General features: G+C 71.9%; 24 protein-coding genes. 13 read left to right on the forward strand and 11 right to left on the reverse strand.

Annotation, left to right across the window (positions count from 1 at the left end; genetic code table 11):
- The first annotated feature begins 1 nt into the window (after window position 1).
- The gene (locus ACIBHX_RS34090) at window positions 2-778 is read left to right on the forward strand and encodes an SAM-dependent methyltransferase (RefSeq protein WP_397071511.1); all 777 of its coding nucleotides are present in this window, start codon (window positions 2-4) and stop codon (window positions 776-778) included.
- Here the strand turns inward: ACIBHX_RS34090 and ACIBHX_RS34095 are convergent.
- Complete coding sequence (locus ACIBHX_RS34095; protein WP_397071512.1) at window positions 768-2447, reverse strand: hypothetical protein; 1680 nt, start codon at window positions 2445-2447, stop codon at window positions 768-770. The genes ACIBHX_RS34090 and ACIBHX_RS34095 overlap by 11 nt on opposite strands.
- A 158-nt stretch (window positions 2448-2605) precedes the next feature.
- Here ACIBHX_RS34095 and ACIBHX_RS34100 point away from each other — a divergent pair, with 158 nt between their 5' ends.
- Window positions 2606-3658, forward strand: a complete 1053-nt coding sequence (locus tag ACIBHX_RS34100) for an LLM class flavin-dependent oxidoreductase (RefSeq protein ID WP_397071513.1) — start codon at window positions 2606-2608, stop codon at window positions 3656-3658.
- A complete protein-coding gene (locus ACIBHX_RS34105; RefSeq protein ID WP_397071514.1) occupies window positions 3655-5112 on the forward strand; it encodes an AMP-binding protein in 1458 nt (485 codons plus the stop codon). The genes ACIBHX_RS34100 and ACIBHX_RS34105 overlap by 4 nt, the downstream gene beginning before the upstream one ends.
- Before the next feature lie 76 nt (window positions 5113-5188).
- On the opposite strand, the gene ACIBHX_RS34110 is transcribed toward ACIBHX_RS34105, so the two are convergent.
- On the reverse strand, window positions 5189-5761 hold the full coding sequence (locus ACIBHX_RS34110; RefSeq protein ID WP_397071515.1) for a TetR/AcrR family transcriptional regulator: 573 nt from the start codon (window positions 5759-5761) through the stop codon (window positions 5189-5191).
- A gap of 56 nt (window positions 5762-5817) precedes the next feature.
- Between ACIBHX_RS34110 and ACIBHX_RS34115 the strand changes: the two genes are divergently transcribed.
- A complete protein-coding gene (locus ACIBHX_RS34115; RefSeq protein ID WP_397071516.1) occupies window positions 5818-6903 on the forward strand; it encodes a cytochrome P450 in 1086 nt (361 codons plus the stop codon).
- Here ACIBHX_RS34115 and ACIBHX_RS34120 read toward each other — a convergent pair.
- The gene (locus ACIBHX_RS34120) at window positions 6881-7747 is read right to left on the reverse strand and encodes a cyclase family protein (protein WP_397071517.1); all 867 of its coding nucleotides are present in this window, start codon (window positions 7745-7747) and stop codon (window positions 6881-6883) included. The genes ACIBHX_RS34115 and ACIBHX_RS34120 overlap by 23 nt on opposite strands.
- Before the next feature lie 29 nt (window positions 7748-7776).
- Between ACIBHX_RS34120 and ACIBHX_RS34125 the strand changes: the two genes are divergently transcribed.
- Window positions 7777-8949 (forward strand): serine hydrolase domain-containing protein, encoded by a 1173-nt coding sequence (locus ACIBHX_RS34125; protein ID WP_397071518.1) that lies wholly within the window; start codon window positions 7777-7779, stop codon window positions 8947-8949.
- Between the two features lie 2 nt (window positions 8950-8951).
- On the opposite strand, the gene ACIBHX_RS34130 is transcribed toward ACIBHX_RS34125, so the two are convergent.
- Together ACIBHX_RS34130 and ACIBHX_RS34135 are read right to left on the reverse strand one after the other, a co-directional pair.
- Window positions 8952-9755, reverse strand: coding sequence for an SDR family NAD(P)-dependent oxidoreductase (locus ACIBHX_RS34130; RefSeq protein ID WP_397071519.1), 804 nt, complete (start codon window positions 9753-9755; stop codon window positions 8952-8954).
- Window positions 9752-10354, reverse strand: coding sequence for an isochorismatase family cysteine hydrolase (locus tag ACIBHX_RS34135; protein ID WP_397071520.1), 603 nt, complete (start codon window positions 10352-10354; stop codon window positions 9752-9754). Before ACIBHX_RS34135 ends, ACIBHX_RS34130 begins: the two co-directional genes overlap by 4 nt.
- Window positions 10355-10626: 272 nt before the next feature.
- Here ACIBHX_RS34135 and ACIBHX_RS34140 point away from each other — a divergent pair, with 272 nt between their 5' ends.
- From ACIBHX_RS34140 to ACIBHX_RS34165, 6 genes are read left to right on the forward strand one after another with little or no spacing between them, the layout of a single operon-like run.
- Window positions 10627-12351, forward strand: coding sequence for a serine/threonine-protein kinase (locus ACIBHX_RS34140; RefSeq protein WP_397071521.1), 1725 nt, complete (start codon window positions 10627-10629; stop codon window positions 12349-12351).
- A gap of 40 nt (window positions 12352-12391) precedes the next feature.
- Window positions 12392-12616, forward strand: coding sequence for a Zn-ribbon domain-containing OB-fold protein (locus tag ACIBHX_RS34145; protein ID WP_397071522.1), 225 nt, complete (start codon window positions 12392-12394; stop codon window positions 12614-12616).
- The gene (locus ACIBHX_RS34150) at window positions 12613-12930 is read left to right on the forward strand and encodes a VOC family protein (protein ID WP_397071523.1); all 318 of its coding nucleotides are present in this window, start codon (window positions 12613-12615) and stop codon (window positions 12928-12930) included. Before ACIBHX_RS34145 ends, ACIBHX_RS34150 begins: the two co-directional genes overlap by 4 nt.
- A 16-nt stretch (window positions 12931-12946) precedes the next feature.
- A complete protein-coding gene (locus tag ACIBHX_RS34155; RefSeq protein WP_397071524.1) occupies window positions 12947-14455 on the forward strand; it encodes a class I adenylate-forming enzyme family protein in 1509 nt (502 codons plus the stop codon).
- A complete protein-coding gene (locus ACIBHX_RS34160) occupies window positions 14436-16475 on the forward strand; it encodes an acetate--CoA ligase family protein (RefSeq protein WP_397071525.1) in 2040 nt (679 codons plus the stop codon). Before ACIBHX_RS34155 ends, ACIBHX_RS34160 begins: the two co-directional genes overlap by 20 nt.
- Window positions 16462-17211 carry a glucose 1-dehydrogenase gene (locus ACIBHX_RS34165; RefSeq protein WP_397071526.1) on the forward strand — a complete coding sequence of 250 codons (750 nt, stop codon included), beginning with the start codon at window positions 16462-16464 and terminating at the stop codon, window positions 17209-17211. The genes ACIBHX_RS34160 and ACIBHX_RS34165 overlap by 14 nt, the downstream gene beginning before the upstream one ends.
- A gap of 76 nt (window positions 17212-17287) precedes the next feature.
- Here ACIBHX_RS34165 and ACIBHX_RS34170 read toward each other — a convergent pair whose 3' ends face one another.
- Window positions 17288-17983, reverse strand: coding sequence for a GntR family transcriptional regulator (locus ACIBHX_RS34170; protein WP_397071527.1), 696 nt, complete (start codon window positions 17981-17983; stop codon window positions 17288-17290).
- Between the two features lie 205 nt (window positions 17984-18188).
- Entirely contained in the window at window positions 18189-18539 is a 351-nt protein-coding gene (locus tag ACIBHX_RS34175; protein WP_397071528.1) for a VOC family protein, read from the reverse strand.
- A gap of 270 nt (window positions 18540-18809) precedes the next feature.
- On the opposite strand from ACIBHX_RS34175, the gene ACIBHX_RS34180 reads away from it, so the two are divergent.
- Entirely contained in the window at window positions 18810-20435 is a 1626-nt protein-coding gene (locus tag ACIBHX_RS34180) for a CHAP domain-containing protein (RefSeq protein WP_397071529.1), read from the forward strand.
- Here the strand turns inward: ACIBHX_RS34180 and ACIBHX_RS34185 are convergent.
- From ACIBHX_RS34185 to ACIBHX_RS34195, 3 genes are read right to left on the reverse strand one after another with little or no spacing between them, the layout of a single operon-like run.
- Window positions 20430-21257, reverse strand: a complete 828-nt coding sequence (locus ACIBHX_RS34185) for a TIGR03619 family F420-dependent LLM class oxidoreductase (RefSeq protein WP_397071530.1) — start codon at window positions 21255-21257, stop codon at window positions 20430-20432. The two genes, ACIBHX_RS34180 and ACIBHX_RS34185, sit on opposite strands and share 6 nt — an antisense overlap.
- Complete coding sequence (locus ACIBHX_RS34190) at window positions 21254-22138, reverse strand: acyl-CoA dehydrogenase family protein (RefSeq protein WP_397071531.1); 885 nt, start codon at window positions 22136-22138, stop codon at window positions 21254-21256. The genes ACIBHX_RS34185 and ACIBHX_RS34190 overlap by 4 nt, the downstream gene beginning before the upstream one ends.
- Window positions 22135-23232 (reverse strand): acyl-CoA dehydrogenase family protein, encoded by a 1098-nt coding sequence (locus tag ACIBHX_RS34195; protein ID WP_397071532.1) that lies wholly within the window; start codon window positions 23230-23232, stop codon window positions 22135-22137. Before ACIBHX_RS34195 ends, ACIBHX_RS34190 begins: the two co-directional genes overlap by 4 nt.
- Window positions 23233-23286: 54 nt before the next feature.
- Between ACIBHX_RS34195 and ACIBHX_RS34200 the strand changes: the two genes are divergently transcribed.
- The gene (locus ACIBHX_RS34200; RefSeq protein WP_397071533.1) at window positions 23287-24267 is read left to right on the forward strand and encodes a helix-turn-helix domain-containing protein; all 981 of its coding nucleotides are present in this window, start codon (window positions 23287-23289) and stop codon (window positions 24265-24267) included.
- Here the strand turns inward: ACIBHX_RS34200 and ACIBHX_RS34205 are convergent.
- On the reverse strand, window positions 24245-25204 hold the full coding sequence (locus ACIBHX_RS34205) for an alpha/beta hydrolase (RefSeq protein ID WP_397071534.1): 960 nt from the start codon (window positions 25202-25204) through the stop codon (window positions 24245-24247). The genes ACIBHX_RS34200 and ACIBHX_RS34205 overlap by 23 nt on opposite strands.
- Window positions 25205-25244 lie beyond the last annotated feature (40 nt).

Here is a 25244-nt window from a genome sequence, read left to right on the forward strand (position 1 = left end):
CGTGGACCAGGTCCCAGTCGGGATAAATCCCCGTATCCCCAACGTCGCCCGGATGTACGACTACTACCTGGGCGGCAAGGACAACTTCGCCTCCGACCGTGAGGCCGCGGAGCAGGTTCTCGCGATCGTGCCCGCGACCAGGGACGCCGCGAGGGAGAACCGTGCGTTCATGCAGCGCGCGGTGCGGTACCTGGCCGAGCGGGGCATCCGCCAGTTCCTGGACATCGGCACCGGGCTGCCGACCCAGGGCAACGTGCACGAGGTGGCGGGCGAGGACGCCCGCGTCGTCTACGTGGACAACGACCCGATCGTGCTGACCCACGCCCGCGCGCTGCTGGCCGGGTCGCGGGACGTGGACGTGGTCCAGGGCGACCTGCGCGACCCGGCGGCCATCATGGACGAGGCGAAGCTGATCGACTTCTCCGAGCCGGTCGCGGTGCTGGTCGTGGCGGTGCTCCACTTCGTCCAGGACTCCGACGACCCCGCGCGGCTGATCGGGCTGCTCAAGGAGCGGATGGCGCCCGGCAGCCACCTGGTGCTCTCGCACGCCTGCCCCAACCGGCCCGTCGAGTCGGACGACATCTCGCACGTCTACGACGCGGCCACCTCCGGCATCAGGCTGCGCACGCGGGCGGAGATCCTGCCGCTGTTCGACGGGCTCGAGCTGGTGGAGCCGGGATTGGCGAACGTGGCCGAGTGGCGGCCCGAGGTGGCCGAGCTCGCCCCGCTGCAAGGGGTGGGCGACTACCTGCTCGGCGGCGTCGCGCTCAGGCCTTAGCCGCGCAGGCCGGGCCCGCCCAGATGACCCAGTCGCTGCCGGTGGCGGTGGCGGTCCAGCCGCTTGCCGGTGGTCCCGCGGCGAGCGGGGTCAGGGCAGTGCACGCACCGGCGGGCGGGGCGCCCTGGTAGCGCTCCAGCGCCGTCCATGACACCTGGTACGTCAGCGGGACCCACACGCGCCACGAGACCCGGGTGTCCAGCGCGACCCTGCCGGGTGGCGGCGCGGGCAGCCAGCCGGGTCCGGCGGCGGGCGCGGTCTTGGGTGCGAGGTCGGCCAGGAAGGCCAGGTGTACGGCGGCCACCCCGGCGGCGACCAGCGGCAGCCTGGCACGGCGCGGCATCCACAGCGCCATCGCCACCAGACAGGCCAGGAGCGACAGCGCGGCGGCCGAGGCGGCGATCATGTCGAGGCGCTGCCAGGCTCTGGTCAGGAAGTTCACCTCGGGGAAGTCGAAGGCGATGAAGCTGTACGTGGTCAGCCGGTCTCCCGCGTACCAGGCGGCCGCTCCCCCCGCGGCTACCAGGATCCCGGCTCCCGCCAGGGCCCGCCGTACGACAGCGGCGCGGCGCAGGCGCAGCAGGACGACGAGGCCCGCGAGGAGCCAGACGGCGGCGACGCAGGCGGTGTAGCGGCCGTAGACGTAGTTGCCGACCCGGTGCTCGTCGGGGAGCGCGGCCGAGGAGGCGTAGGCGATGCCCAGCGTCGTCAGCAGGAGCGTGGCGGCCAGCACGCGCGGGCCGGGAAGCCCGCCCCGCCTGAGCGCGACCACGGTGGCGCCCGCCATGCCGACCCCGGCGAGGCCCCAGGTGGCGGTGACCAGGTACCAGAGCTGGCCCAGCGCGCCGGACAGCGCCCAGGCCTGGCCGCCGGCGCTGGTGAGCCGGTCGGCCAGCATTCCCGACAGGTCGCGCACGCCGTCGTGGTAGAGCGCCGCCGACACCGCCCGGTTGAGCGCCAGCCCGGCCACGGCCACGGTCCCCGCGACGGCCAGCGCCTTCAGCCCGGCCGATCGCGGCACCCGGTGCGTGAGCAGCAGGGCGGCGACCACGACGACGAAGACCCCGAAGACGATCGTTCCCCGCATGTGCACCGCCGTGGCGTACCCGGCCAGCGCCCCCGCCACGATCCCTGACCTGCCCGCCGTACGGCCCTGCGCGAGATCGTGCAGCGCGATCAGCCAGCCGAGCACCAGCGTCGGCAGGATCGCGTCGGTCAGCGCCAGCCCGGCGAACTCCACCAGCGCAGGGCACAGCCCGGCTACGAAGGCCAGCAGCAGCGCGGGCCGCCTGCCCGTCCGCAGCCGCCGCAGCGCCAGGTACGCCAGGGGGAACGCGGAGGCCGCGGCCATCGAGCCGATCGCCACCACGAGCCGGTAGGCGGTCTCGGGATCCGAGGTCACCCAGAACGCCGGGACCAGCAGCAGCGGGTATCCGCCCTGGTAGAAGGTCGAGCCGGAGAAGTCGCCGCCCGGCCCGCCGGCCAGCCATCGGGCGGCGATCAGGTAGCCGGTCTCGTCCGGGTTGGCCACCGGGCCCGCGTGGTAGCGGAACAGCCACAGCCGTACGGCCAGCTGCGCGATCCAGCCGCCCACCAGGACCCAGGTGATCGATCTTCGCGGGGCGGGCAGCGTCACGCGAGGTCTGCTGCGGGCAGGTGCGAGCGTCATGGGTCCCCCTGATCCGGTGTGCTGGATCAGGAAGTCCACCAATGTCGGCATAACTCGGCCGTCACCCGACATGGTTATGCGGACGTTAGGGCTGGCATCCCGGCGTAGAACTGATACGCTCCCAAGCGAGCGCTTGGTCACATCGAGAGGCTGTCCGCATGAAGTTCTCGACCTTCCACCTCTTCCATCGGGCCGACGGCCAGAGCTTCAAGGAGGTCTACGACTACCACCTGGAGCTCATCGAGCTGGCCGAGGAGCTGGGGTTCGACGGGGTACGGCTGGCCGAGCACCACTTCCGTGACTACGGGGTCGTGCCGAACCTGTTCACGCTGCTGGCGCACGCGGCGGCCAGGACGTCGCGGATCAGGCTGGGCACCGGGATCGTCGTGCTGCCGCTGCACAACCCCGTCCACGTGGCCGAGGAGGCCGCGATGGTGGACCTGCTGTCCGGCGGGCGGCTCGACCTGGGTATCGGACGCGGATACCAGAGCTTCGAGTTCGAGGGGTTCGGCATCGACCTGGCCGAGGCCCGCGACCGCTTCAACGAGGCGCTCGAGGTGATTCTCGGGCTGTGGACGCAGGACGTCTTCCAGCACGAGGGCAAGTTCTACAAGACCGGCGCCGAGGTCTCGCTCGTCCCCCGCCCGCTGCAGGATCCGCACCCGCCGCTGCACGTGGCCGCCGTCTCCCCCGAGACCGTGACCATGTACGCCGAGCGCGGCCTGCCCATCCTGGCCGACCCCGCCGCGACGTTCCGCAAGGTCGTCAACGCGGCCAGGACATGGACGGAGCTGTCCCCCAAGCCCGGCGAGCTGGTCGTGGCCCGCACCGTCTACGTGGCGCCGACGCTGGAGCAGGCGCGCGAGGACCTGGCCAGGTTCGAGGCGATGTTCGACAGGTCGCGGATCTTCAACGAGAAGAGCTCGCCGATCGACCCGAAGACCGGGCGTGCCGCCCAGGGCTTCGAGTACTACCAGGACCGCTACCTGAAGGGCGGTTCCGTCTCCGCCGACTTCCGCTGGGAGCAGCTGGAGGTGATCGGCGATCCCGCGCGCGTCATCGAGCAGATCTCGCTGCTGCGCGACGCCGGGTTCGCCAACCTGCTCTGCGACTTCGGCAGCACGCGGCCGCTGCCGCTGGAGGAGATGAAGCGGGTCATGCGCTTCTTCGCCCGTGAGGTCATGCCCGCATTCCAGAGGGAGGTTCGATGATCCACTCGTTGACACTCTCCGACGTGCTGGCCGAGCATGCCCGTAGCCGCCCGCAGGTCACCGCCGCCGTGGACGGCGAGGTGCGGCTCACCTACCCCGAGCTCGACGAGCGCGTGTCCCGGCTGGCCGACGCCCTGGCCGGGCGCGGGGTCACGGCCGGGGAGCGGGTGCTGTGGGTGGGGCAGAACTCGCATGCCGTACTCGAGCTGCTGCTGGCCTGCTCGCGGCTGGGGGCGATCTTCTGCCCGGCCAACTGGCGGCAGTCCGCCCAGGAGCTCCAGTTCATCGTGGACGATCTGACGCCGCGCGTGGTGTTCTGCTCCCCTGATTCCGCTGCCGAGGCGTCCTGGATAGCGGACTACGCGGGCTTCGTCGCGAGCGGCTCCGTGCGGGACTTCCCGTCGGTGGACGACACCTCTCCCACGCTGGCGCTGTACACGGCCGCCTTCGACGGGCATCCTCATGCCGCCCTGCTCAGCAGCGCGGCCCTGGTCGCGCACAGTGCTTCCCTGCTGGTGGTACGGCAGATGGAGCCCGGGTTCACGTTCCTGAACAGCGGGCCGCTGTTCCACGTGGGCACCATGATGTTCTGCCTGGCCACGCTGCAGATCGGCGGGACGAACGTGTTCATGCCCGGCTTCGACGCCGAGGAGCTCTGCCGGCTGGTCGACGCGGAGAAGGTCACGCAGGCGTTCCTGTTCGGGCAGATGATCGACGCGGTGGTGGCGGCCAACGGCGGGGGGAAGTACGACCTGTCGTCGCTGCGGTTCGTCGCGCACTCTCCGGAGTGGGACGCGATGATCACGGTGGACGACTCGCCGTGGTGCCGGTCCACGATGGGCGGGTACGGGCAGACCGAGGTGGGCGGGATGCTCACTTTCCTGGGGCTCGCACCTGGGGGTGCCGGCTTCGCGGGGCGGCCTTCACCGCTGGTCCAGGTCCGCATCCTGGGTCCGGATGGCGGCGAGGTTCCGGCCGGTGAGGTCGGGGAGATCTGTGCCCGCGGCAAGTCCCTCTTCTCCGGATATTTCGCCCGTCCCGACTTAAATGCGGCTAAGTGTGCTCACGGGTGGCATCACACCGGGGACCTCGGGCGTCGCGAGCCCGACGGGACCCTCACGTTCATCGGTCCCAAGCTCCGCATGATCAAGTCCGGGGCGGAGAACATCTATCCGGCGGAGGTGGAACGCGCCCTCAAGTCCCACCCCGCGGTCACGGACGCCGCCGTCATCGGGGTCCCCGACGACCGGTGGCACCAGTCGGTCAAGGCCATCGTCGTCACCTCCTCCGAGGTCTCCCCGGAGACCTTGATCGCCCACGTCCAGTCGCAGATCGCCTCCTACAAGAAGCCACGCGACATCGTCTTCGTCCCGGAGATCCCCAAGAAGGGCTACACCCCGGACTACGACACCCTCGACACCACCCACGGCGGCGGCAACTACCCCGGCACCTAACCCCGAGCATGCCGGTCCGCGGACGGGCAGCCGTCCACCCGCGTCCGGGGGTTCGGGTGCTCGCCGGGCGGGTGGGCTAGAGGGTGAAGCCGGAATCGAGGGAGGCGAGGGCTCGGTCGAGTTCGGCGGGGCCATCGAAGTCGGGGTCGCGGACCCAGTCGAACCAGACGGCCATGACGACGCCCGCGATGGCGCCCGCGATGTTGCGGATTTCGGGGTCGTCCGTGGGTCTGCCCGCGCGGGTGGCCAGGAGGTCCCGGAGCGAGGCGAGGGCCTGGGTGATGTTGTCGAGGTTGGCGGCCCACAGCTCGGGGACGGTGAAGACGAGGCGCTCGATCTCCAGGCCGGCGGCGCGCTCCTCGGGCGTGCGCTGGGCGTTGACCTCGCGCAACGCCAGGCGGACCGCTTCGATGGGCCCGGCGTCGGCGGGCGCCGCGGTGAGCGCGTCCACGAACGGCGGGAAGTCGTCCATCACCACGAGGTCCTCTTTGGTGCGGAAGTAGCGGAACACGGTGCTGGGCGCGACTTCCGCGGCCTCCGCGATCTGCTCGACCGTCGTGGCGGCGAAGCCCTGATCGCGGAAGAGCCGCAGCGCCTCCCGCTGGATCAGCACCCGCGTCTTCGCCTTCTTGCGTTCCCGGAGACTCATGCACTGATTCTGCACCATGCTAGTCAACTTCCAAATGAGAGCGTACTCTCAAAATCATGCGACGTATTCAATCCGCCGACGGTCACCTCGGCTGGCTTGCGACCACGCACGCCGAGGTCCGCGCCGTGCTCGGCGACCCCCGATTCTCCGCCCGCCAGGAGCTCAAGCACCCCCTCCGGCAGGCCGTACGACCCAACGGCGCCACGGACCCGGCCGCGCCGGGCTGGTTCCCCGGCATGGACGCGCCCGACCACACCCGCTACCGGCGCATGGTGCACGCGCAGTTCAGCCCGCGCCGCATGCGGCAGCTCGAACCCCGCATCCGCGAGATCACCGAGGAACGCCTGGACGCCATGGCGGGGCCGACCGCCGACCTGGTCAGGGAGTTCGCGCTGCCGATCCCGTCGCTGGTGATCTGCGAGCTGCTCGGCGTGCCGTACAGCGACCATGAGTTCTTCGAGCAGCAGTCGGCGATGATCGCCCGCCTCGACCCGCGCGTGCAGGAGGCGATGGGCGCGCTCGCGACCTACCTGGGCGAGCTGGTCAGGAGCAAGCGCGACCTGCCGGGCGACGATCTGATCAGCGGGCTGATCAAGGAGGACGAGCTCACCGACGAGGAGCTGGTGAACATCGCCCTGCTGCTGCTCGTGGCCGGGCACGAGACCACCGCGAACATGATCGGCCTGGGCGTCCTGACGCTCCTGGAGGATCCGGCCCACATCGAGAGTCTCAGGCGAGACCCGGGCGCGGCGGTCGAGGAGCTGCTGCGACGCCTGTCGATCGTCGGGACCATCAGCCGGGCGGCGCTGGAGGACGTCGAGGTCGAGGGCACGCTGGTGGCCGCGGGCGAGACGGTGTCGCTCGACCTCATGGCGGCCAACCACGACGCCGCCGTGTTCGACGAGCCCGACCGGCTCGCGCTTGACCGCGAGGAGGCCAGGCTGCAGCTGGCCTTCGCCCACGGCCCGCACCTGTGCCTGGGGCACCACCTGGCCAGGCTGGAGATGCGCATCGCCTACCTGGCGCTGTTCGACCGCTTCCCCGGGTTGCGGGTGGCCGTGCCGTACGAGGAGGTGGTGTTCAAGCAGGGCGCCGTCCGCGGCCTGGTCGAGCTGCCTGTCACAGGATTGCGAGCGGGTTGACGGCGCTGCCGGTGCCGCCCTGGATCCGCAGCGGCGCCACCACGAAGACGAAGTCCGTACGGCCGGCCGCGGCGAGCTCCTCCAGCCACAGCATCTCGAGCAGGTGGACACCGTGGCGGTGCAGCAGGATCAGGTGGAGGTCGTCGTCCAGGTCCTCGTCGGAGAGCTGGCGGTCGTTCAGCCCCTCGATGGCGGCGTTGTCGCAGGCGACGACCGAGACGTCGTGGCGCGCGAGCCACCGTCCGGCGTCGGCGGACAGGCCCGGCTGGCCCGGCGAGCTGTCCCAGACCGTGGGCCAGCCGGTGCGGATGACGACCGCGTCGCCGGGTTCCGGTTCCGCGATGTCGGCCAGGACTTCCGGGGTGATGCGGTGGTCCGGCGGCAGGTGGTCGACGCCGAAATAGCCGGCCACGTCGTAGAAGAGGCCTCGGGCCACCACGCCGCCCACCTGCTCGATCCCGCACCGGGCGGCGCCGTGGGAGCGGACCCGGGCGGCCGGGTGACCGTTGTAGATCTCCTCGCCCGACCACATGTGGCACAGCGCGTCCATGTGCGTGGTCGTCCCGTGGGAGCTGACGATCAGCACGTCGTCGGCCATCCGCAGCCCGGGCCCGACCGGGCGGGCGCCGGCCGCATAGTCGCCGCCGTCGACCGACATGAAGTGCTGCGGCGCGGGGCGCCCCCTGAGCCGTGGGGCGCCCTTGACCGGCATCGCCAGGCTGAGCACCTGCCCGGTCCTGGCGGCGCCGAGCGCCCGCAGCACGACGTCGGGGGTGAGCAGGTTGAGCGTCCCGCGCTGATCCTCTGGGCCGAAGCGGCCCCAGTTGTTAGGCTCGGCAACCAAGTAAGCGCTTCCTTTCACGCGGAGGGTTCATGCACTGCCATCCCCGGTTCGCTCGAGTGCGCGCGGCCTTCGAGCGGAACTTCGCAGACGGGCACGAGGTCGGTGCCGCCTTCGCCGTCTATCTGGACGGCGAGCTCATCGTGGACCTGTGGGACGGGACGGCCGACCGGGTGTCGGGCAGGCCGTGGGAGCGCGACACGCCCGCCTTCATCTTCTCGTGCACCAAGGCCGTCACGGCGGCGGTGCTGCTGCGCCTGGCCGAGCGCGGGCTGGTGGACCTGGCGGCGCCCGTCAAGGAGGTGTGGCCGGAGTTCACGGCTCCTGCGACCGTGGAGCACTTGCTCACGCACCAGGCCGGGCTGCCGGTGATCGAGGAGCGGGTGCCGGTGGAGGAGTTCGGCGACCTGCCGGCGATCGCCGCCCGCCTCGCGGGGCAGCAGCCGGTGTGGGAGCCGGGGACGGCGCACGGCTACCACGCGCTGACGTACGGCTTCCTGATCGGCGAGGTGGTCCGCCGGGTCACGGGCAAGTCGGTGGGCGAACTGGTCGCGGCCGACATCGCCGGGCCGCTCGACCTCGAGCTCTGGCTGGGCGCCCCCGACCCGGTCATCGCCCGCGCGGCCCGCCTCACGACCAAGCGCCTCTCCCAGCAATCCGGTACGGCAGGCCCCACGGAACCCGCCACGGAAGCCCTCGAGGGCGGGGATGCGACAGCAGGACCACTGGCCGGGATGGTGGCGGCGGGACGGGATCCCGAGAGCCTGGTGAACCGGGCCATGGGGAATCCGCGGATCAACGATCTGGAGGGCGGGGCGAACAATCCGGCGCTCCTGCGGGCCGCCTGGCCGGCCGTGGGCGTCGTGGCGACGGCGCGCGGGCTGGCCGGGTTCTACCGGGCGCTGGTGGCCGGGGAGGTGCTGGAGCTCGGCACGCTGACCGACGCGATCCGCCCGAGAGTCAGGGGCGAGGACCGGGTGCTGCGGCTGGACAGCTCGTTCGGGCTCGGATTCATGCGTCCGGCGCTGACGTTCTTCTCCCCCGCCGAGACGGCCTTCGGCCACACGGGCAGCGGCGGCTTCATCGGGCTCGGCGACCTGGAGCACCGCCTGGCCATCGGCTACGTGATGAACCACATGGACAACGCCCCCGCCGGAAGCCTGCGCGGCTACCACCTCACCAAGGCGGTCTACGACTCGCTGTGACCTCACTGCATCGTCACGCCGCCGCTCACCGACAGCGTCTGTCCGGTGATGTAGGAGGCGCGCTCGCTGCAGAGATAGGCGACAAGTCCGGAAACGTCGGAGGGGGTGCCCAGCCGCCTCAGCGGAATGCCGCGGGCGATCTTGTCCACCAGGCCGGGGTTCTGGGCGTCGACCCGGCGCAGCATCGGCGTGTCCGTGGGTCCCGGGCAGATCACGTTGGAGGTGATCCCGGACTTGGCGACCTCCCGCGCCAGGCTCTTGGCCAGCCCGAACAGCCCAGACTTCGTGGCCGCGTAGGCGCCCTCGCCGCCCGAGCCCGCCCGAGCCCCGTCGGAGGCGATGAACACCAGCCGCCCCCACCCGCGCTCGATCATCCCGGGCAGCAGCAGCTTGGTGAGCAGCATCGGCCCGCGCAGGTTGACCTGCCACATCAGGTCCCAGTGCGCGGGATCGCTCGCGACGAACTCCTCCACGACGGACACGCCCGCGTTGTGCACCACGATGTCCACCACGCCGACGTCGCGGCAGAAGCTCTCGATGGAGACGGGATCGCTCAGGTCCAGTTCCTTGGCCTCGGCGGTGCCGTGCTCCGGCTCCTCGGACCAGGCGACGCCGCCGCGGTCCACGACCCAGGGCGCGTGGACGCCCACCTCGCCGGCCACCTTGGCCGCGCCCGCGGCGTCCAGGTCGGCCACGATCACGGCCGCTCCCTGGGCCACCAGGTCGGCGCAGATGGCCGCGCCGATGCCGCCCGCGCCCCCGGTCACCAGGGCGCGTCTGCCGTCGAGCTGCCAACCGGCTGTCATGCTTCCGAACCTAACATTTGCTTGAGCAGGTCGCCCGTGCGCACGCGGGTGGCCAGGAGGCTGATGGTGTTCCTCAGTACGGCTCGCGCGTAGTCGTCGGGGATGCCGGCCACGGCGTCCGTCACGACGGTGACCCGGTAGCCGAGGTTGACCGCCTCCAGGGCCAGGCCGGGGATGCCCAGGTTGAGCGAGACGCCCACGGCGATCACGTGGGAGACGCCCAGGGAGCGCAGCCTCATGTCCAGCGAGGTGCCGGTGAAGGGCGAGAAGCCGTGGTATCGCCTGCTCTCCAGGTCGCCCGGGTCCCGTAGTTCCGGGAGGACCTCCACGGCGGGGGTTGCTTCGAGCATGTGGGCGGGGTCTTTCAGCAGGGCGACGATGAACGGGCAGTTGTCGGTGTGGGATCCCGCCCGGTCCGCCCGGAAGGCGGCGGTGCAGTGGATGACCGGGATACCGGCCGCCCGGGCGGCCTCGAGGATCGCGGCGGTGTGCGGGATCACGTCGTGGGCCTCACAGGCGGCCACCAATTCCGGAAATTTCGTTAGATCGCCGACGACGCCTCGCTGCATCTCCATGACCAGAACCGCCGTGCGCGCCACCCGAGCCTCCAGCCTGCCGAGCGCTTGCTTGGTATGTGGACCTTACCATCCGGGTCCCGTGCGCCGTGGCGGCGGGTGAGTGTCATCGACTCGCCGGAAGCGCCGGTCGCGGGCCCCCGGCCGGAGTGCGGCGGGCGGGCGGTGGGGCGGCTCGCCGTACAGGATCGTGATTACGGAGAGTCACAGGATACAAGCAGATGACGAAATATCGTCACTCGTGACAACCGGAAACCCCAATGAGACCGTCGAATGAGAGACGGATGGGTTGGGGGTTGGACTTGGTTCCTGGCTACAGGGAAGTTCGCCAGCTCGGCGCCGGCCACAGCGGCCGGGTGTTCCTCGCCACCTACCAGGCCACCGGCGCCTACGTGGCGATCAAGTACCTGAACGCGACCCTGCGCAGGGACGACGAGTTCATGGCGCGCTTCCGGACGGACAGCCACGCCCTGGTGGAGATCGACGACCCGAACGTGGTCAAGCTCTACGAGTACGTCGAGACGCCGACCCGGGCCGCCGTCGTGATGGAGCTGGTCGACGGCGTCTCGCTGCGCACGATCCTGGCCGAGCACGGCCGCATCACTCCCGAGGCGGCACTGGTCGTCCTGAAGGGCACGCTGCTCGCGCTGGCCGCCGCGCACGAGCGGGGTGTGCCGCACCACGACGTCAAGCCGGAGAACGTGCTGGTCCAGGCCGACGGCACGAGCAAGCTGGCCGACTTCGGCATCGTCGTGCACGCCGAGGAGCCCGGCGTCCCGGCAGGCAGCCCGCCGTACATGTCCCCCGAGCTGTGGACGAACGGTACGGCGGGGCCGCCCGCCGACCTGTACGCCGCCGCCTGCGTGCTGTTCGAGACGGTGCGCGGCAGGCCGCCCTTCCGCGGCCCGAGCGAGAGGGCGACGGGCCCCGAAGCGGCCGCGGCCATGGGCACAGACGTCGCCGCCATCAGGGACAAGCACCTGGTCGAGCCCGTGCCGCTGGAGGTGGCCCCCGACACGCTGCGCGACCTGCTGCGGCGCGGGATGGCCAAGGACCCGGCCGCCAGGTACGCCTCGGCCAGGCAGTTCGCGGCCGAGCTCGAGGAGGACGCGGTCGCCGGCTACGGCCCCGAGTGGGAGCAGCGCGGGCGCCGGCACCTGGCCGAGCTGGCCACGCTGCTGGCGCTGAAGTTCCCGCTGGCCAAGACGGCCTCGACGGCCGAGGCCGCGCCCACGCTCAGGGAGCGGACGGTGCGGGTGCCGCGGTTGCCGCCGCACCTGTGGATCGCCGCCGCGACCGTGGTGGCGGTTCTGATCGCGGCGCTGCTGTCGGGCGGCCGGCTGCCTCCCGGGCCCGGCACGGTGCTGATGCCGCCGCCCAAGTCGCCCTCCTCGATGAACCCCTCCTCGATGAACACCGTCCCGGTGGACGACAAGACGCCGGAGCGCAAGGCGACCACCCCGCCGCCGCCCGTGAGGACGACGACCGCTCCCCCGACGCGGCGGCCCCAGCCCTCCTCGACCCCCACGCCGCCCGCCCCGGCGCCGACGCCGACGCAGGCGAGGGCCTCCGTGCCCGCCCGGCCCGCGGTGCAGGCGGCCAGCATCATGTCGTGGAGCGGCTCTGCAGGCTCGATCAAGGTCGCGGCCGACGGCACGGGCCCGGTGCGGCTGACCGTGTCCTACACCCGGCGCGACGGCGACGGCCCGGTCCGCACCCTGCACACCGAGAGCAGGACGCTGGCCGGCAAGACCGCCTACGTGGACGGCGTCCAGCGCGACCTCGGGACGGTGGCCTGCGGCCAGCGGTCGTACTTCGGCATCGTGGTGATGACGGATCCCGCCTCGGCCAACGGCCCGCAGGTCAGCGAGGTGGCCGTGGACGGTCCCGCGTGCCCGGGCCACACCACGACGCCGACTCCCACGCAGCACACCGCGGCGGGCTCGCCGACCCCGGACCAGCAGTCGAGCCAGGAGCCGTTCGCCCCCACCGACGTGCCCTCGGACGTCACGACCGAGTGACCCTTGTCGGTCAACCAAGCGTGCGCTAGCTTGGCGAGCGATGGCCGACGCAGAAACCGGTGTGGTGCACACCTTCACCGTGGTGCACCGCTCGTTCGTGCCCGCCTACCAGGGGCGCGAGCCGTACGTCCTGGCCTGGGTGGAGCTGCCCGGCGGCGGTCGCGCGTTCGGGCACGTCGTGGGGTGCCAACCGGAGGAGGTCAGGATCGGCATGGCGGTACGGGTGTCGTACGTCGACGGGCTGGCGCAGTGGAGGCCGCTATGAAACTGGGCAACGTGTTCGTCCCCGTCGACGACCTGGACAAGGCGATCGCGTTCTACGGGTTGCCGGTGAAGTTCCGCGACGGCGACAGGTTCGCGGCGCTGGACGGGGGCGGGGTGACGATCGCGCTGGCGGGCCCGGCCGAGCACGTCACCGCCGGGATCGCGCCGTCCTACAAGGTCGAGGACGTACGGCAGGCCGTGCGGCTGTTCGAGGAGCGCGGCGCCCAGGTGGTGCGGGAGCCCGAGAGCGGCCCGCACGAGACGCGGGCCGTGCTGCGTGACCCCTCAGGAAACGTCTTCGTGCTGTATTCGTGATTCGGAGGCACCCCCCATGTTCGGCAACTACGGTTACGCGATCTTGACCGCGGGGGCGATGCGGACCCCCGACCGGGTGGCGCTCACGTACTGCGGAGAACAGTCCTTCACCTACGACGAGCTGAACAGGGCTGTGAACCGGCGAGCGCACGCGCTGCTGGCCGCGGGCGTCGGGCCGGGGCAGCGGGTGGCCGCGCTGCTGAACGAGACGCTGCTGGTGGCCGAGGTGTACCTGGCCCAGGCCAAGATCGGGGCGATCACGGCGGCGCTGAACCCGTACTGGCCGGTCGAGACGCTGCGCGGGGTGGTCGCGCAGTCGGGGTGCACGGCCTTCGTCTACGACTCGACCGTTTCCTCCGTGGTCGAGGAGATCCGGCCGTCGCTGCCGGGGATCACCACGTGGATCGAGGCGTCCTCGCTGGAGTCCGCCTCGGAGGAAGAGCCCGCGATCGCCGGGTCCTTCGACGACCCGCTGGCGCTGTACTACACCTCGGGCACCACCGGGCTGCCCAAGCCGGTCGTCCACACGCACGCCTCGTCGCTGGCCACCGCGCAGATCTGGCTGGACGTGCCGCGCTCGCCCGACTCGGTGTTCGGGACCGGGGCGATCATCTGGGGCATCGGGTTCCCTGCCATCGTGGGGCCGGCGCTGTACGCCGGGATGCGACTGGTGCTCGAGCAGGACTGGGGGCCCGCGAACTTCCTGCGGGTCGTACCGCGGGAGCGGGTCACGCACGTGTCGCAGATCCCCTCGTTCTACTCCGCCCTGCTGGCCTCGCCGGACCACGAGCCGGTGGACCTGTCGTCGCTCAGGGTGATCATGCTCGGTGGGGAGCCGCTGACGGCGACCATGCTCGGGCGGATCAAGGAGCGGCTGCCCGAGGCGGGCGTGTACTCCTACTACGGCCAGACCGAGGCCCCCTACACCTGCATGGGCCGGGTCGACGACGGTTCGACCCCGCTCGGCTCGTCGGGCAGGGCCCGCACCGGCAACGCCGTCCAGATCACCGACCCCTCGGGCAACCGGGTCGTCGACCAGGTGGGTGAGATCAACCTGGCGGGCCCGCACCGGATGGCCGGCTACGACGGGCTGGCCGACAAGACCGCCGAGGTGCTGCGCGGCGAGTGGTACGTGGGCGGCGACCTGGGCACCCTGTCGGCCGACGGCGTGCTGCGGGTGCTCGGGCGGCGCGAGGACGCCATCGTCAAGGACGGCCGGTGGACCCAGCCGGCCACGATCGAGGAGGCCGCCGCGGCGCTGGACGGCGTGGCCGAGGCGGGTGCTGTCGGCGTTCCCGAGGGAGCCACGTCGCAGCGGATCCTGCTCGCCGTGGTGCCGCGGGCAGGGCAGTCGCTGGAGGCGTCGAAGGTGGCGCTCGCGCTGGCCGACACGTTACCGGCGCACCAGCGGCCCGACCACGTGGTGGTGGCCGAGTCGCTGCCGCACTTCGAGGACGCCTCAGGCGGGCCCGGCAAGCTGCTGCGCAGGGAGATCAGGGAGCTGTATGGCCACCTCTTGGGCTGAGCACGAGGTCAAGGCGCTGCTGCGGGAGGCGGGGATCCCGGTGCCGCGCGGGGTCCTTTCCCTGGACGAGGCGGGGTCGCTGACCCCGCCGCTGGTGCTCAAGGCGTACGGGCCGTCCCTGGTGCACAAGTCGGACTCCGGCGCGGTGGCACTCGGCCTCGATCTTCCCGATATTTCGGGCGCCGCCGCCGATATGCGGACTCGTCTCGGGGAGCGCGTCGCCGGTTTTCTGGTGGAGGAGCAGGTCCCGCCCGGTGTCGAGCTGATCGTCGGCCTCGTCAGGGATCCGTCCTTCGGGCCGCTCCTGCTCGCGGGACTGGGCGGTGTGTTCACCGAAGCCCTGCGGGACACGGCGATCCGCCTGTGCCCGATCACGGAGTCCGACGCGCGCGCGATGCTCGCCTCGCTGCGCGGCTCCAGGATCCTGTACGGCTGGCGCGGCGGCGACCCGGTCGACGTGGACGCCGTCGTGAAGCTCCTGATGACGATCGGTGGACCCGGCGGGCTGTGGGAACGGCTGTCGCTGGGCGAGTTCGAGCTCAACCCCGTCATCGCTTCGCCGTCCGGGGTCGTGGCGGTCGACGCCCGCTACCTCCCGGCCCCTATGCCTTCGGGGCAGGGAGATCCCGGCCCTCTTGTCGACTTCTCGGCGCTGTTCGAGCCTCGCCGGGTGGCCGTGGTCGGGGCGTCGGCGACGCGGCCGAACTTCGGGAACATGTTCCTGGAGTTCTACAAGACGACCGGGATACCGCTGGTCGCGGTGCACCCGTCGGCCCGCGAGATCGACGGCGTGCCCGCCGTGCCGTCGCTGAAGGACGCCGACGTCGACTACGCGCTGGTCGCGGTGCCCGCGGAACGCTGCGCCGACGTCGTACGGCAGGCGGGCGGCGTGCCGTACGTCCAGGTCATGAGCGGCGGCTTCGCCGAGGCCGGGAACCCGCAGCTTGAGGCCGAGCTTCTCGCGGCCGCACGCGAGAGCGGCACCCGGCTGCTCGGGCCCAACTGCATGGGCGTCTACTGCCCGCGCGGGCGCCAGACCTTCATCGGTGGCGGCCTCGGCCCCGCGGGGACGATCGCCCTGGTGTCGCAGAGCGGCGGCCTGGCCGGGGAGGTCGTCAAGGTCGGCGAGCGCCGCGGCCTCGCCTTCAGCCGCGTCGCCACCGTGGGCAACTCCGTCGACGTGACACCCGCCGAGCTCGTCTCGTGGCTGTCCGACGACCCCGCGACCCAGGCCATCGGCCTCTACCTCGAGGACCCCCGCGACGGCCGCGCCCTCTTCTCGGCGATCTCCGGGTCCCGCGTGCCCGTGGTCCTGCTCGTGGGCGGGCGTACCTCCCAGGGGCAGCGGGCCGCCGCCTCCCACACGGGCGGGCTGGTGAGCGACGCCCGCGTCTGGGAGGCGCTCGCCGCGCAGGCCGGCGCCGCCCTGGTCACCAGCCAGGACGACCTCATCGGCATCCTGCACTACTGCCAGTCCCACGCCTCCCGCCCCGCCCCCGAGGAGGGCGGGGTGCTGGTGGTGGGGCCGAGCGGCGGGGCGAGCGTGCTGGCCGCCGACGTGTTCTCGCGTGCCGGGGTGGAGTTGGCCGCGCTGCCCGACGCCGCGCTGGACGACCTACGGGCGCTTGGACTCGGGGTGGGCAGCTCGCTGGCGAACCCGCTGGAGGTCCCCGTGGGGCCGCGAGGCAGGCCGGACCTGGTGCGGGAGACGGTCACGGGGATCGTGCGGCGGCAGCCGTACGGCGATGTCGTGGCGCACGTGAACGTGCAGAGCTTCTTCACCTACGGGACGTCGGCCGAGCCGCTGCTGGAGTACGCGCGCCGGCTCTCCCGGGCGCAGGACGCGCTCGAGACGAGAATCACGCTCGTCGCCAGGAACGCCGAGTGCGCGCCCGCGGGAGTCGTGGACGAGGTCAGAGCGATCGTGTCGGGGATACCTGTGTACACGTCGATGGAGGCGGCCGCGGTCGCCGTCGCCGCCGGGCGGCGGCTGTTGGGAGGCAACGATGGGGCTGCTTGACGGCAAGGTCGCGCTGATCACCGGCGGGGCCCGCGGCATGGGCGAGGCGCACGTGCGGCTCTTCCTCGCCGAGGGCGCGCAGGTGGTCTTCGGCGACGTCCTGGAGGAGGAGGGCAAGGCGCTGGCGGAGGAGACGGGCGCCGTCTTCGTCCGCCACGACGTCACCAGCCCCGCCGAGTGGGAGCGCGCCGTCGCCACGGCCACGGAGCTTTACGGCAAGCTGGACGTGCTCGTCAACAACGCGGGGATACTGAAGTTCGGCCGGATCGCCGACATGACGATGGACGACTTCTCCCGCATCGTCGACGTCAACCTCAAGGGCACCTGGCTGGGCGTCAAGTCGGTCATCGAGCCGATGAAGGCGGCCGGGCGCGGCTCGATCGTGAACATCTCCTCCATCGAGGGCTTCATCGGCGCCGAGGGCCTGTCGGCCTACGCGGCCTCCAAGTTCGCCATCCGCGGCGTCACCAAATCGGCGGCCCGCGAACTGGCCCGCTTCAAGATCCGGGTCAACTCGGTCCACCCCGGGGCGATCAACACCTCCATGGCCATGGACGCCGACATGATGGCGGAGGTGGACGGGGAGGCGTTCGTCAAATCCATGGTCATCAAACGCTTCGCGAAACCCGTCGAGGTCTCCCACGTGGTCGCCTTCCTGGCATCCAACAGGTCCAGCTACTGCACGGGCAGCGAGTTCACGGTGGACGGCGGCCTCACCACCGGCGCCGGCTACTAATCGGCCATTTCCGTCCTGCGGTCACGCCTGCGTTGGCCCCATCGAGATCGAGAGTTACGCCGCTTAACGCGCGAGGTCAATGCCGCGAGGCGGGGGCGGGGCGGCGGCGGCGCGTCCGGGTGGCGGCTACGGGGTCGATGGTGGCCCAGGTGGCCGCCAGGGCGACCGAAGGAGTGCGGCCCCTGACGACGTGGCGCAGGGCCGCGGCCGCGGCCGCGATCGCGTCGTGGGATTGGATGGCCGCGTAGATCTCGTGGTGTTCGGCGCACTGCTGGTCCGGGTCACCGTGCGTGAGGCGGAAGAGCCAGCGTAGGCGCGCCTCGAGCGGGCGCATCATGTCGATGAGCAGCGCGTTGCCCGACAGCTCCACGACCGCCGTGTGGAACTCGGCGTTGGCCAGGGCGATGTCGCGGGGCTCGCCGCGGCTGGTGGCGTCGTCCGCTCTGTCCAGTACGGCGTGCAGCCGCGCCAGCCCGTCCGCGTCGGCACGCTGGGCGGCGAGCTTGGCCGCCAGCACCTCCAGGCTCTCCCGCACGTCGAAGAAGTCGTCCACGTCGGCCGGCGTGAACGGGCTGACCAGCACCCCCTGCCGGGGCACGAGCACGACGAGGCGTTCGGCCTCCAACCGGCCGAGAGCCTCGCGGACCGGGACGCGGGAGACGTCCAGCTCGGCCGCGAGATCGCGCTCGATGAGGCGCTGCCCCGGCGTCAGGTCGCCCTCGATGATGCGCTCCTTGAGCGTGTTGTAGACCGCTTCACGCGCCGTCGGCATGTCCCCAACCTTGTCACAGATAACGGTATACCGCTATTTGCCGGTATACCCCTACCGTGAAAGGAGGCCCGCTGTGAGCCTCCGCCCCCCGGTCGTCGTCCTGGCCCTCATCCCGTACGTGGCCATGATCGGTGGCATCCCCTTCTTCTCCGGCTCCGGCCGGATCCTGTTCGCTCTTCGAGCAGCGTGATCTCTTACGAGGGCGTTACGCGCGGTGGGAGACGACGTTGACGATCTTGCCGCTGGGGTCCTGGACGAAGAAGCGGCGGACGCCCCAGGCCTCGTCCTGGAGGGGGTGCACGATGGTGGCGCCGGAGGCGAGCATGGTGGCGTGGACGGCGTCGACGTCCTCGACCTCGACGCTGAAGTCGGCCTGCACCGGCGCCGTGGCGTCCTTGGTGACCAGGGTGACCTGGGCCGTGGGGTTCGTGGGCGAGGCGAGCGTGACCACCCAGCCCAGGTCCATGACCTCGACGAACCCGAGCCGCTCGTAGAAGGCCCTGCTCTCGTCCAGGGCCTCGGAGGCGATGTCCGGCACGACGCGTCTGATGCTCATGCCAGGCAGGCTAGTCGCTGCTTCCGACAGATCCCGGCCATCTGCCCGGATTCCGAGCTAAAGGTAGATCTTTTTAGGCTTTGTCGGGTTTGTTGGGAGATTTCTGGCGGCCTCTTGACCTGCGATTTTGCTGGTCTTGGCGCTTTGAAGGTTTCTTGACCCTGGCGTGACCTGCCCTTTTGCCAAGGTAATGTCCCCTCATCACGAAATCTGGTCACACGTGTCCCGGGGATCTCTCCTGTCGCCCCGGGCTGCGCCCCGGAAGGTTTCATGTCACCTGAGATGAAGAAGTACATCGACCTGCTCGAAAGCCAGATCGGCTACTCCGAGAAGGCCGGTGCCTACACCAAGTTCGGCGACTGGTACGGCAAGCACGTGGAGTTCGACGCCGACTACAGTTCGGGGCCCTGGTGTGACATGTACCTTTCGTGGGCCGCGGACAAGCTGGGCTACCAGGACTGGATCGGCCAGTTCGCCTTCACCCAGGCGCACGCCGAGTGGTTCAAGGAGCACGGCGCCTGGGGGCACAAGCCGGAACCGGGCGCGTTCGTCTTCTACGACTGGGGCGGCTCCCGGTCCATCGACAACATCGACCACGTCGGCCTGGTCACCAAGGTCGTGGGCGACAAGATCTTCACGATCGAGGGCAACATCGACGGCGGCACCGCCAAGCGCAAGGAGCGCGACACCAGCAAGGTCGTCGGCTACGGCTACCCTGAGAAGATCAAGGACCGGCTCGACGCCGAGGCGATCGCCAAGCAGCAGGCCGAGGAGCAGTCCACCCCGCCCGCCGACCCCGAGGTGGGAACGCTCCAGCTCGCCCAGAACGACCTCACCTCCCTGATCCACCCGCCCGCCGAGCCCGTCTCCCGCCCTGTCCCCCTCAGCGCCGGCGCCCCGGCCGGGACCCCGGTGTCAGCCCCGCCGGCCACCACGACGCCGAAGAAGGCCACGCCCAAGGCCGCGCCGGAGCCGCCGGAGAGCCCCAAGAAGGGCAAGCACGCCAAGCCGGCCACCGCCGACACCCAGGCCTCGACCACGCAGCCGCTGCCGGTCATCACGCACGCCTCCGCCGCCACGCCCCTGCCGGCGCTCAACTCCCCCACGCTGCTCGGCTCCGCGGTGGTGGCCGCCCTCGCGGTCCTGGCCGTCGCCAAGACCCGCCAGCGCCGCGTACGGCCGGCCATGGCCACCGCCCGCCCGGCCGCCACCCGCGCCCGCGGGAACCGCCGAGCCCCCAGCCGCCGGGCAGCCCGCCGCGCCCACAAGGAATCCCTCCCCGAGACCGCACTCCCGTCGCCCGCCACGGAACTCGCCGAGACCACGCTCCCGTCGCCCGCCACGGAACTGGCCGATGCCATGTCCGCCCCCGCCATGGAGCTCGCCGAGACCGCGTTCGAGCCCCAGGCCCTCGCCGATCCGGGAGACGTGCTGGCGGCCAGCATCGCGGCGGCCCGGGCGCTCACGATCCCCGAGGCGACGACCCCGTTCGACGCCTTCAGCCAAGGGCCCCGCCCCGACGCGCCGCTCGCCGCCGCGGAAGACCTACGGTTTGTCGAAACCCGGCCCACCACGGAAGCCCCGCGCCACGTCGACGGCTCGCCCACGGAAACCCAGCGTCACGCCGACGGCTCGCACATGGAAACCCGGCGTCACGCCGACGGCTCGCACATGGAAACCCGGCGTCACGTCGAGCCCGGGCATCACACCGTGCGGGAGTCCAGGCCCGAGCCGTACCGGGGGCGGCGCGGCGAGGCCCAGGAGCGCGTTCGCCGCCACCGTGGCGCCCGTCCCGAGGAGCCCCGGTTCAACCAGGACGCCCCGCTGCGCGGCCGCCGGCACCGCCCCGCCGTACCGGAGCAGACCCGCCGCAGGGGCCGCCACCGCGCGCTATGACAGCCCGTAGGCGCGGGCGAAGGCGAGGAGGGCCGATACGGCGTCGCGGGACCGACCCCAGGGCCGGACGATGAGGCGGTCGACGCCGAGCGCCGCCCACGCGGGGACCTCGGCGGGTGAGGCCAGCGAGTAGGCGTGCGCCGTGACCGAGAAGGGCCGGCCGTCGCGCAGCGCCGCCAGGTGGGCGAGCTGCGGCCCGATCGAGTCGAGCGTGTGCGGCATGCTGATCCACCCGTCGCACAGCCGGGCCGCGCGCCGCAGCGCCGCGGGTGATTCGCCGCCGGCGAGGATCGGCAGGTGCGCCTGGACGGGCTTGGGATCGAAGGCCACCTCGTCGAAGGAGTAGAACCGCCCCCGGTGCGACACGGCGGGCTCGGTCCACAGGCGGCGCGTGACCAGGATGGCCTCGTCCAGCCGAGCGCCGCGGGTCTCGAAGGGGATCTGGGCGGCGTCCCACTCGCCGCGGTACCACCCGGCGCCCACCCCGCAGACGGCGCGCCCGCCTGAGACGGCGTCGAGCGTGGCGAAGGCCCGGGCGGAGACGAAGGGGTGCCGCAGGGCGAACAGGTGGACGGCGGTGCCGAGCCTGACCCGGGTGGTGAGCGCGGCCAGGTGGCTGAGGTAGGCGGGGGCGTCGAAGAGCGGCGTGGTGGGTTTGATGCCGGGCTTGTCGGTGCCCGGGTAGACGGCCAGGGAAAGGTCCGTGGCGAAGACCAGGTGCTCGGGGAGCCATACGGATTCGAACCCGAGCTCGTCGGCGGCCACCGCGACGTCCTTCCACGCCGCCGGGTGCACCAGCCCGAGCGGCACGCCGTACTTCACGGAAACCTCCTCAGACTGGACAGCGAGGCCCTGACGCGGGCGCGGTGCTCGGCCGAGGTTCCGTGGGCAGCGGCCAGCGACCACGCCCTGGCCAGCCAGAAGCGCAGGTCCAGCTCGTGGGTGTAGCCGATGGCCCCGTGGATCTGGAGCGCCACCCGGGCGGCGAGGTCGGCGGCCTCCCCCGCGGCGGCCTTGGCCGCGCTCACATCCCGGGAGAAGAGCGAGAGCGCGGCCCGGTGGACCAGCGGCGCGGCGAACTCCAGGGCGATGGCCACGTCGGCGAGCCGGTGCTTGACCGCCTGGAAGGACCCGATCGGCTTGCCGAACTGGGTGCGCACGCGGGCGTAGGCCACCGTGGTGTCGAGCAGGTGGCGTCCCACCCCGATGAGCTGCGCCGCCGTGGCCACCGTGGCCTTCGCGACGACCGTCTCCAGCGCGACAGACAAATGCGAAATATCCGTATAAGTCACGTCGAAAAGCAGCCGCCCGGGATCCGGGCTCGGCCGCGGCGACAGCCGTACGTCAGAAGCGAGATGCAACCCCCCGTCGACAGCGACGACGACCTGGTCGGCGAGATCCGCGTCCGGGGCGAGGCCGCCGAGCTGCGCGCTGACGCACGCCTTGTCGAAGGGCAGGTACGGCAGCGCCACCAGGGTCTCCACCACGGGCCCCGTGAGGCAGGCGCGTCCCGTCTCCTCCAGCGCGGGCAGCGCGTCCACCAGTCGGAGCCCGAGCCCGCCGGGCGCGAGCAGGGTGAAGAACCCGAGCGCGGCCAGCTCGTCCCAGCCCGAGCCGCGCCGGGCCGGACTGGCGTGGTCGCGCAGCACGTCGCGCACGGTGGCGGCGATGGCCAGTTGGTCGTCGGTGAAGGCGAAGTTCATCGCGGCAGCCCCAGGACTCGTTCGGCGACGATGTTGCGCTGGATCTCGTTGGTGCCCGCGTAGATGGGGCCGGCCAGGGAGAACAGGAACCCGTCCAGCCAGGGCGTGGCCGCCGCCCGCTCGCCCAGGATCTCCATGGCCAGGGCGTGCATGCGCAGGTCGAGCTCGGACCAGAAGACCTTGCCCATGCTGCTGGCGGGCCCGATCTCGGCGCCTGACAGCAGGCGGTGCGCGACGCCGAAGGTGTGCAGGCGGTAGGCCTCCGCGTCGATCCAGCACCGGGCGGCCCTGTCGGCGAGCACGGGATCGCCGGTGGCGAGCCGGACGAGCCGGTCGGCGGTGGCCAGGAAGCGTCCCGGGCTGCGCAGGGCGAGCCCACGTTCCGACGAGGTGGTGGCCATCGCGATCCGCCAGCCCTCGCCGACCTCGCCGAGCACCATCGAGTCGGGCACGAACACGCCGTCGAAGAACAGCTCGGCGAAGCCGTGCTCGCCGTCCAGCTGCGCGATCGGCCTGACCGTGACCTCCTCGAGCGGGAACAGGAAGTACGTCAGCCCGTGGTGCCGCTCGCCGCCGGTGCGGAAGAGGCCGAACCCGTGGGAGGCGAAGGCGGCCCGCGAGCTCCACGTCTTGTGCCCGTAAAGCCGCCAGCCGCCGTCGGCCCGCTCGGCCCTGGAGGTGAGCGCCGCCAGGTCGCTGCCCGCCTCGGGCTCCGACCAGGCCTGCGCCCAGACGTCGTCGGCGCGGGCCATCCTGGGTAACAGGTTCTGCCGCTGCGCAGGGGTGCCGAAGCGCATGAGTGTCGGGGCCAGCAGGAAGATGCCGTTCTGGGTCACCCGGGCGGGGGCTCCGGCGGCCCAGTACTCCTCCTCGAAGATCAGCCACTCGATCAGGGTTGCGTCCCGCCCGCCGTACTCCCGGGGCCAGGACACGACCGACAGCAGGGCGCCGGCGAGCAGCGACTCCCAGCGGCGGTGCGCCTCGAAGCCCTCCGCGGTGTCCATGGACGGCAGGTCCCGGGGGACATGGGCGGCCAGCCAGGCGCGCACCTCGGCGCGGAAGGCCTGCTCGGCCTCGGTGAAGTCGAGATCCACACCAACCAAACTAGCGCACGCTTGGTCGCGTATCCAGCGGGGTACGCTGGGGCGGTGCGAGGACTGCTGCTCAGGCTGTCGACGCTGGACGCCGACGCGGAGAGCGCCGTGCGGGTGATCGCGTACTTCGACTCGCTGGTGCGGGACCACGTCACCGTCCCCTCCCTGCTCATGGCCACCGCCCGGTTCGCCCAGTGCCCCGTCGGGTTGCACGACGCCGCGACCGGCCGGACCTACCGGGCGGACCCCACGGTGGAGACCATCGCCGCGCCGCCCGAGGGGAAGCGGCTGGTCTGGATGGAGCGCGACGGCGAGCCGCACGGGCTCGACGAGATCGTGCTCGAACGCTTCGCCGCGGCCGCCGAAGTGACGCTGGAGCGGGCCGCGCGCGAGGGGCAGGACACGGCTCTGGTCGAGCTGGCCCTGTCGGCGGAAACCGGCGAGGCGGAGCGCACCAGGGCGCTGCGGCTGCTCGGGTTCGGCCCGGCGATGCCGGTGCAGGCACTGGCCGTCTCGGGCGAAGTGGCGGGCATCCGCGCGCTCGGCGGGCACGTGCGCGTGGCCCGCATCGGCGCGGTCGACGCGGTCCTGACCACGCCCGCGGTGAGCGCGCTGCCCGACGGGGCGCGTGTCGGGATCGGGCCCGAGCTGCCCGGCCTGCGGGTGGCCGAGTCCTGGGCGGGCGCGCGGACCGCGCTGCGCTTCACGGGTCCGCACGACCGGGTGGTGCGCTGGACCGACCTGGGCGCCCTCGCGCTCTTCGCCGGCCTGCCGCCGGCCGCGATCGAGGAGCTGCCCGACGTGCGCGCCGCCAGGCGGCTGGGCGACGAGGCGCTCGCCGCGGTACGGGCGCTGTGCGTGGCGGGCTCGGTCCGCGCCGCCGCCACCGCCGTCCACCTGCACCACAGCTCGATGGCCGCGCGCATCGCCCGCGCGGAGTCGGTGCTCGGCTTCTCGCTCGCCGACTCCGCCGGGCGCCTGCGCGCCCACCTCGCCCTGGCCCTGGTACGGCTCAGCGCAACAGAGCCCGCTTGAGCGAGGCCACCCTGGCCGCCTGGGCCCGCGCCGCGATCTCGGTGTCCGGGACCATCATGTCGAACCCGTGGAAGGCCCCCGGGTAGAGGTGGAACTCGGTCGACACCCCGGCCTGGACCAGCCGCAGCACGTAGTCGATGCACTCGTCACGGAACACCTCCAGCTCGCCCACGTCCACGAACGCCTGCGGCAGCCCGGACAGGTCCGTGGCCCGCGCGGGCGCCGCGTAGGGCGAGACGTCGTCCGTGCCGATCCTGTCGCCGAGCAGCGCCGTCCACCCGATCAGGTTGGCCGCCCTGTTCCACACCACGGCGTCGGTGAACTCGTGGCTGGACGGGGTGATGTTGCGGTCGTCCAGCATCGGGCACATCAGCAGCTGCAGCACCAGCGCGGGCCCGCCCCTGTCGCGGGCCAGCAGCGCCGTGGCCGCCGCCAGGCCACCGCCGGCGCTCGCCCCGCCCAGCGCCAGCCGCGCCGGGTCGATGCCCAGCTCGGCGGCGTTCTTGGCGGTCCACACCAGGCCCGCGTAGCAGTCCTCGACCGGCGCGGGGTGCGGGTTCTCGGGGGCCAGGCGGTACTCGACGGACACGGCCACGATGCCCAGCTGCTCGACGATCGGGATCAGGTGGGCGTCGTCGATCTCGGGCGTACCCACGATCATGCCGCCGCCGTGGATCCAGTACAGCGCCGGCCGCGCCGTGTCGGACGGCTCGGCGGGACGGTAGATCCGCAGCCGGATGTCGGGCTCGCCCTCCGGACCCGGGACCTGCCTGTCCTCGATCGACACCGTGGTCTCCGGCCGCGGGGTGGCCGCGATCACGGCGTTGAACTCGGCCCGCCGTACGGGGATGGTGTCCAGGGTCAGCTCGTACTCGGGGAGAGGCAGCTGCTCAAGCCCGGCGCGCAGCTCGGGGTCGAGGTTCGGATGAGTGGCCATTCCCCGATCGTGCGAGATGGCCGCCTCCCGCACAACCGCC

This window comes from Nonomuraea sp. NPDC050536 (assembly GCF_044457685.1).
Lineage (GTDB): Bacteria > Actinomycetota > Actinomycetes > Streptosporangiales > Streptosporangiaceae > Nonomuraea.

Excerpts from the sequence above, each read along its gene's own strand:
- ACIBHX_RS34190 (WP_397071531.1), bottom strand. The coding sequence starts at position 22,138 with ATGAACTTCGCCTTCACCGACGACCAACTGGCCATCGCCGCCACCGTG.
- ACIBHX_RS34110 (WP_397071515.1), bottom strand. The coding sequence starts at position 5,761 with ATGAGTCTCCGGGAACGCAAGAAGGCGAAGACGCGGGTGCTGATCCAG.
- ACIBHX_RS34125 (WP_397071518.1), top strand. The coding sequence starts at position 7,777 with ATGCACTGCCATCCCCGGTTCGCTCGAGTGCGCGCGGCCTTCGAGCGG.
- ACIBHX_RS34150 (WP_397071523.1), top strand. The coding sequence starts at position 12,613 with ATGAAACTGGGCAACGTGTTCGTCCCCGTCGACGACCTGGACAAGGCG.
- ACIBHX_RS34205 (WP_397071534.1), bottom strand. The coding sequence starts at position 25,204 with ATGGCCACTCATCCGAACCTCGACCCCGAGCTGCGCGCCGGGCTTGAG.
- ACIBHX_RS34145 (WP_397071522.1), top strand. The coding sequence starts at position 12,392 with ATGGCCGACGCAGAAACCGGTGTGGTGCACACCTTCACCGTGGTGCAC.
- ACIBHX_RS34160 (WP_397071525.1), top strand. The coding sequence starts at position 14,436 with ATGGCCACCTCTTGGGCTGAGCACGAGGTCAAGGCGCTGCTGCGGGAG.
- ACIBHX_RS34155 (WP_397071524.1), top strand. The coding sequence starts at position 12,947 with ATGTTCGGCAACTACGGTTACGCGATCTTGACCGCGGGGGCGATGCGG.
- ACIBHX_RS34100 (WP_397071513.1), top strand. The coding sequence starts at position 2,606 with ATGAAGTTCTCGACCTTCCACCTCTTCCATCGGGCCGACGGCCAGAGC.
- ACIBHX_RS34175 (WP_397071528.1), bottom strand. The coding sequence starts at position 18,539 with ATGAGCATCAGACGCGTCGTGCCGGACATCGCCTCCGAGGCCCTGGAC.
- ACIBHX_RS34170 (WP_397071527.1), bottom strand. The coding sequence starts at position 17,983 with ATGCCGACGGCGCGTGAAGCGGTCTACAACACGCTCAAGGAGCGCATC.
- ACIBHX_RS34130 (WP_397071519.1), bottom strand. The coding sequence starts at position 9,755 with ATGACAGCCGGTTGGCAGCTCGACGGCAGACGCGCCCTGGTGACCGGG.
- ACIBHX_RS34115 (WP_397071516.1), top strand. The coding sequence starts at position 5,818 with ATGCGACGTATTCAATCCGCCGACGGTCACCTCGGCTGGCTTGCGACC.
- ACIBHX_RS34165 (WP_397071526.1), top strand. The coding sequence starts at position 16,462 with ATGGGGCTGCTTGACGGCAAGGTCGCGCTGATCACCGGCGGGGCCCGC.
- ACIBHX_RS34105 (WP_397071514.1), top strand. The coding sequence starts at position 3,655 with ATGATCCACTCGTTGACACTCTCCGACGTGCTGGCCGAGCATGCCCGT.
- ACIBHX_RS34095 (WP_397071512.1), bottom strand. The coding sequence starts at position 2,447 with ATGACGCTCGCACCTGCCCGCAGCAGACCTCGCGTGACGCTGCCCGCC.
- ACIBHX_RS34180 (WP_397071529.1), top strand. The coding sequence starts at position 18,810 with ATGTCACCTGAGATGAAGAAGTACATCGACCTGCTCGAAAGCCAGATC.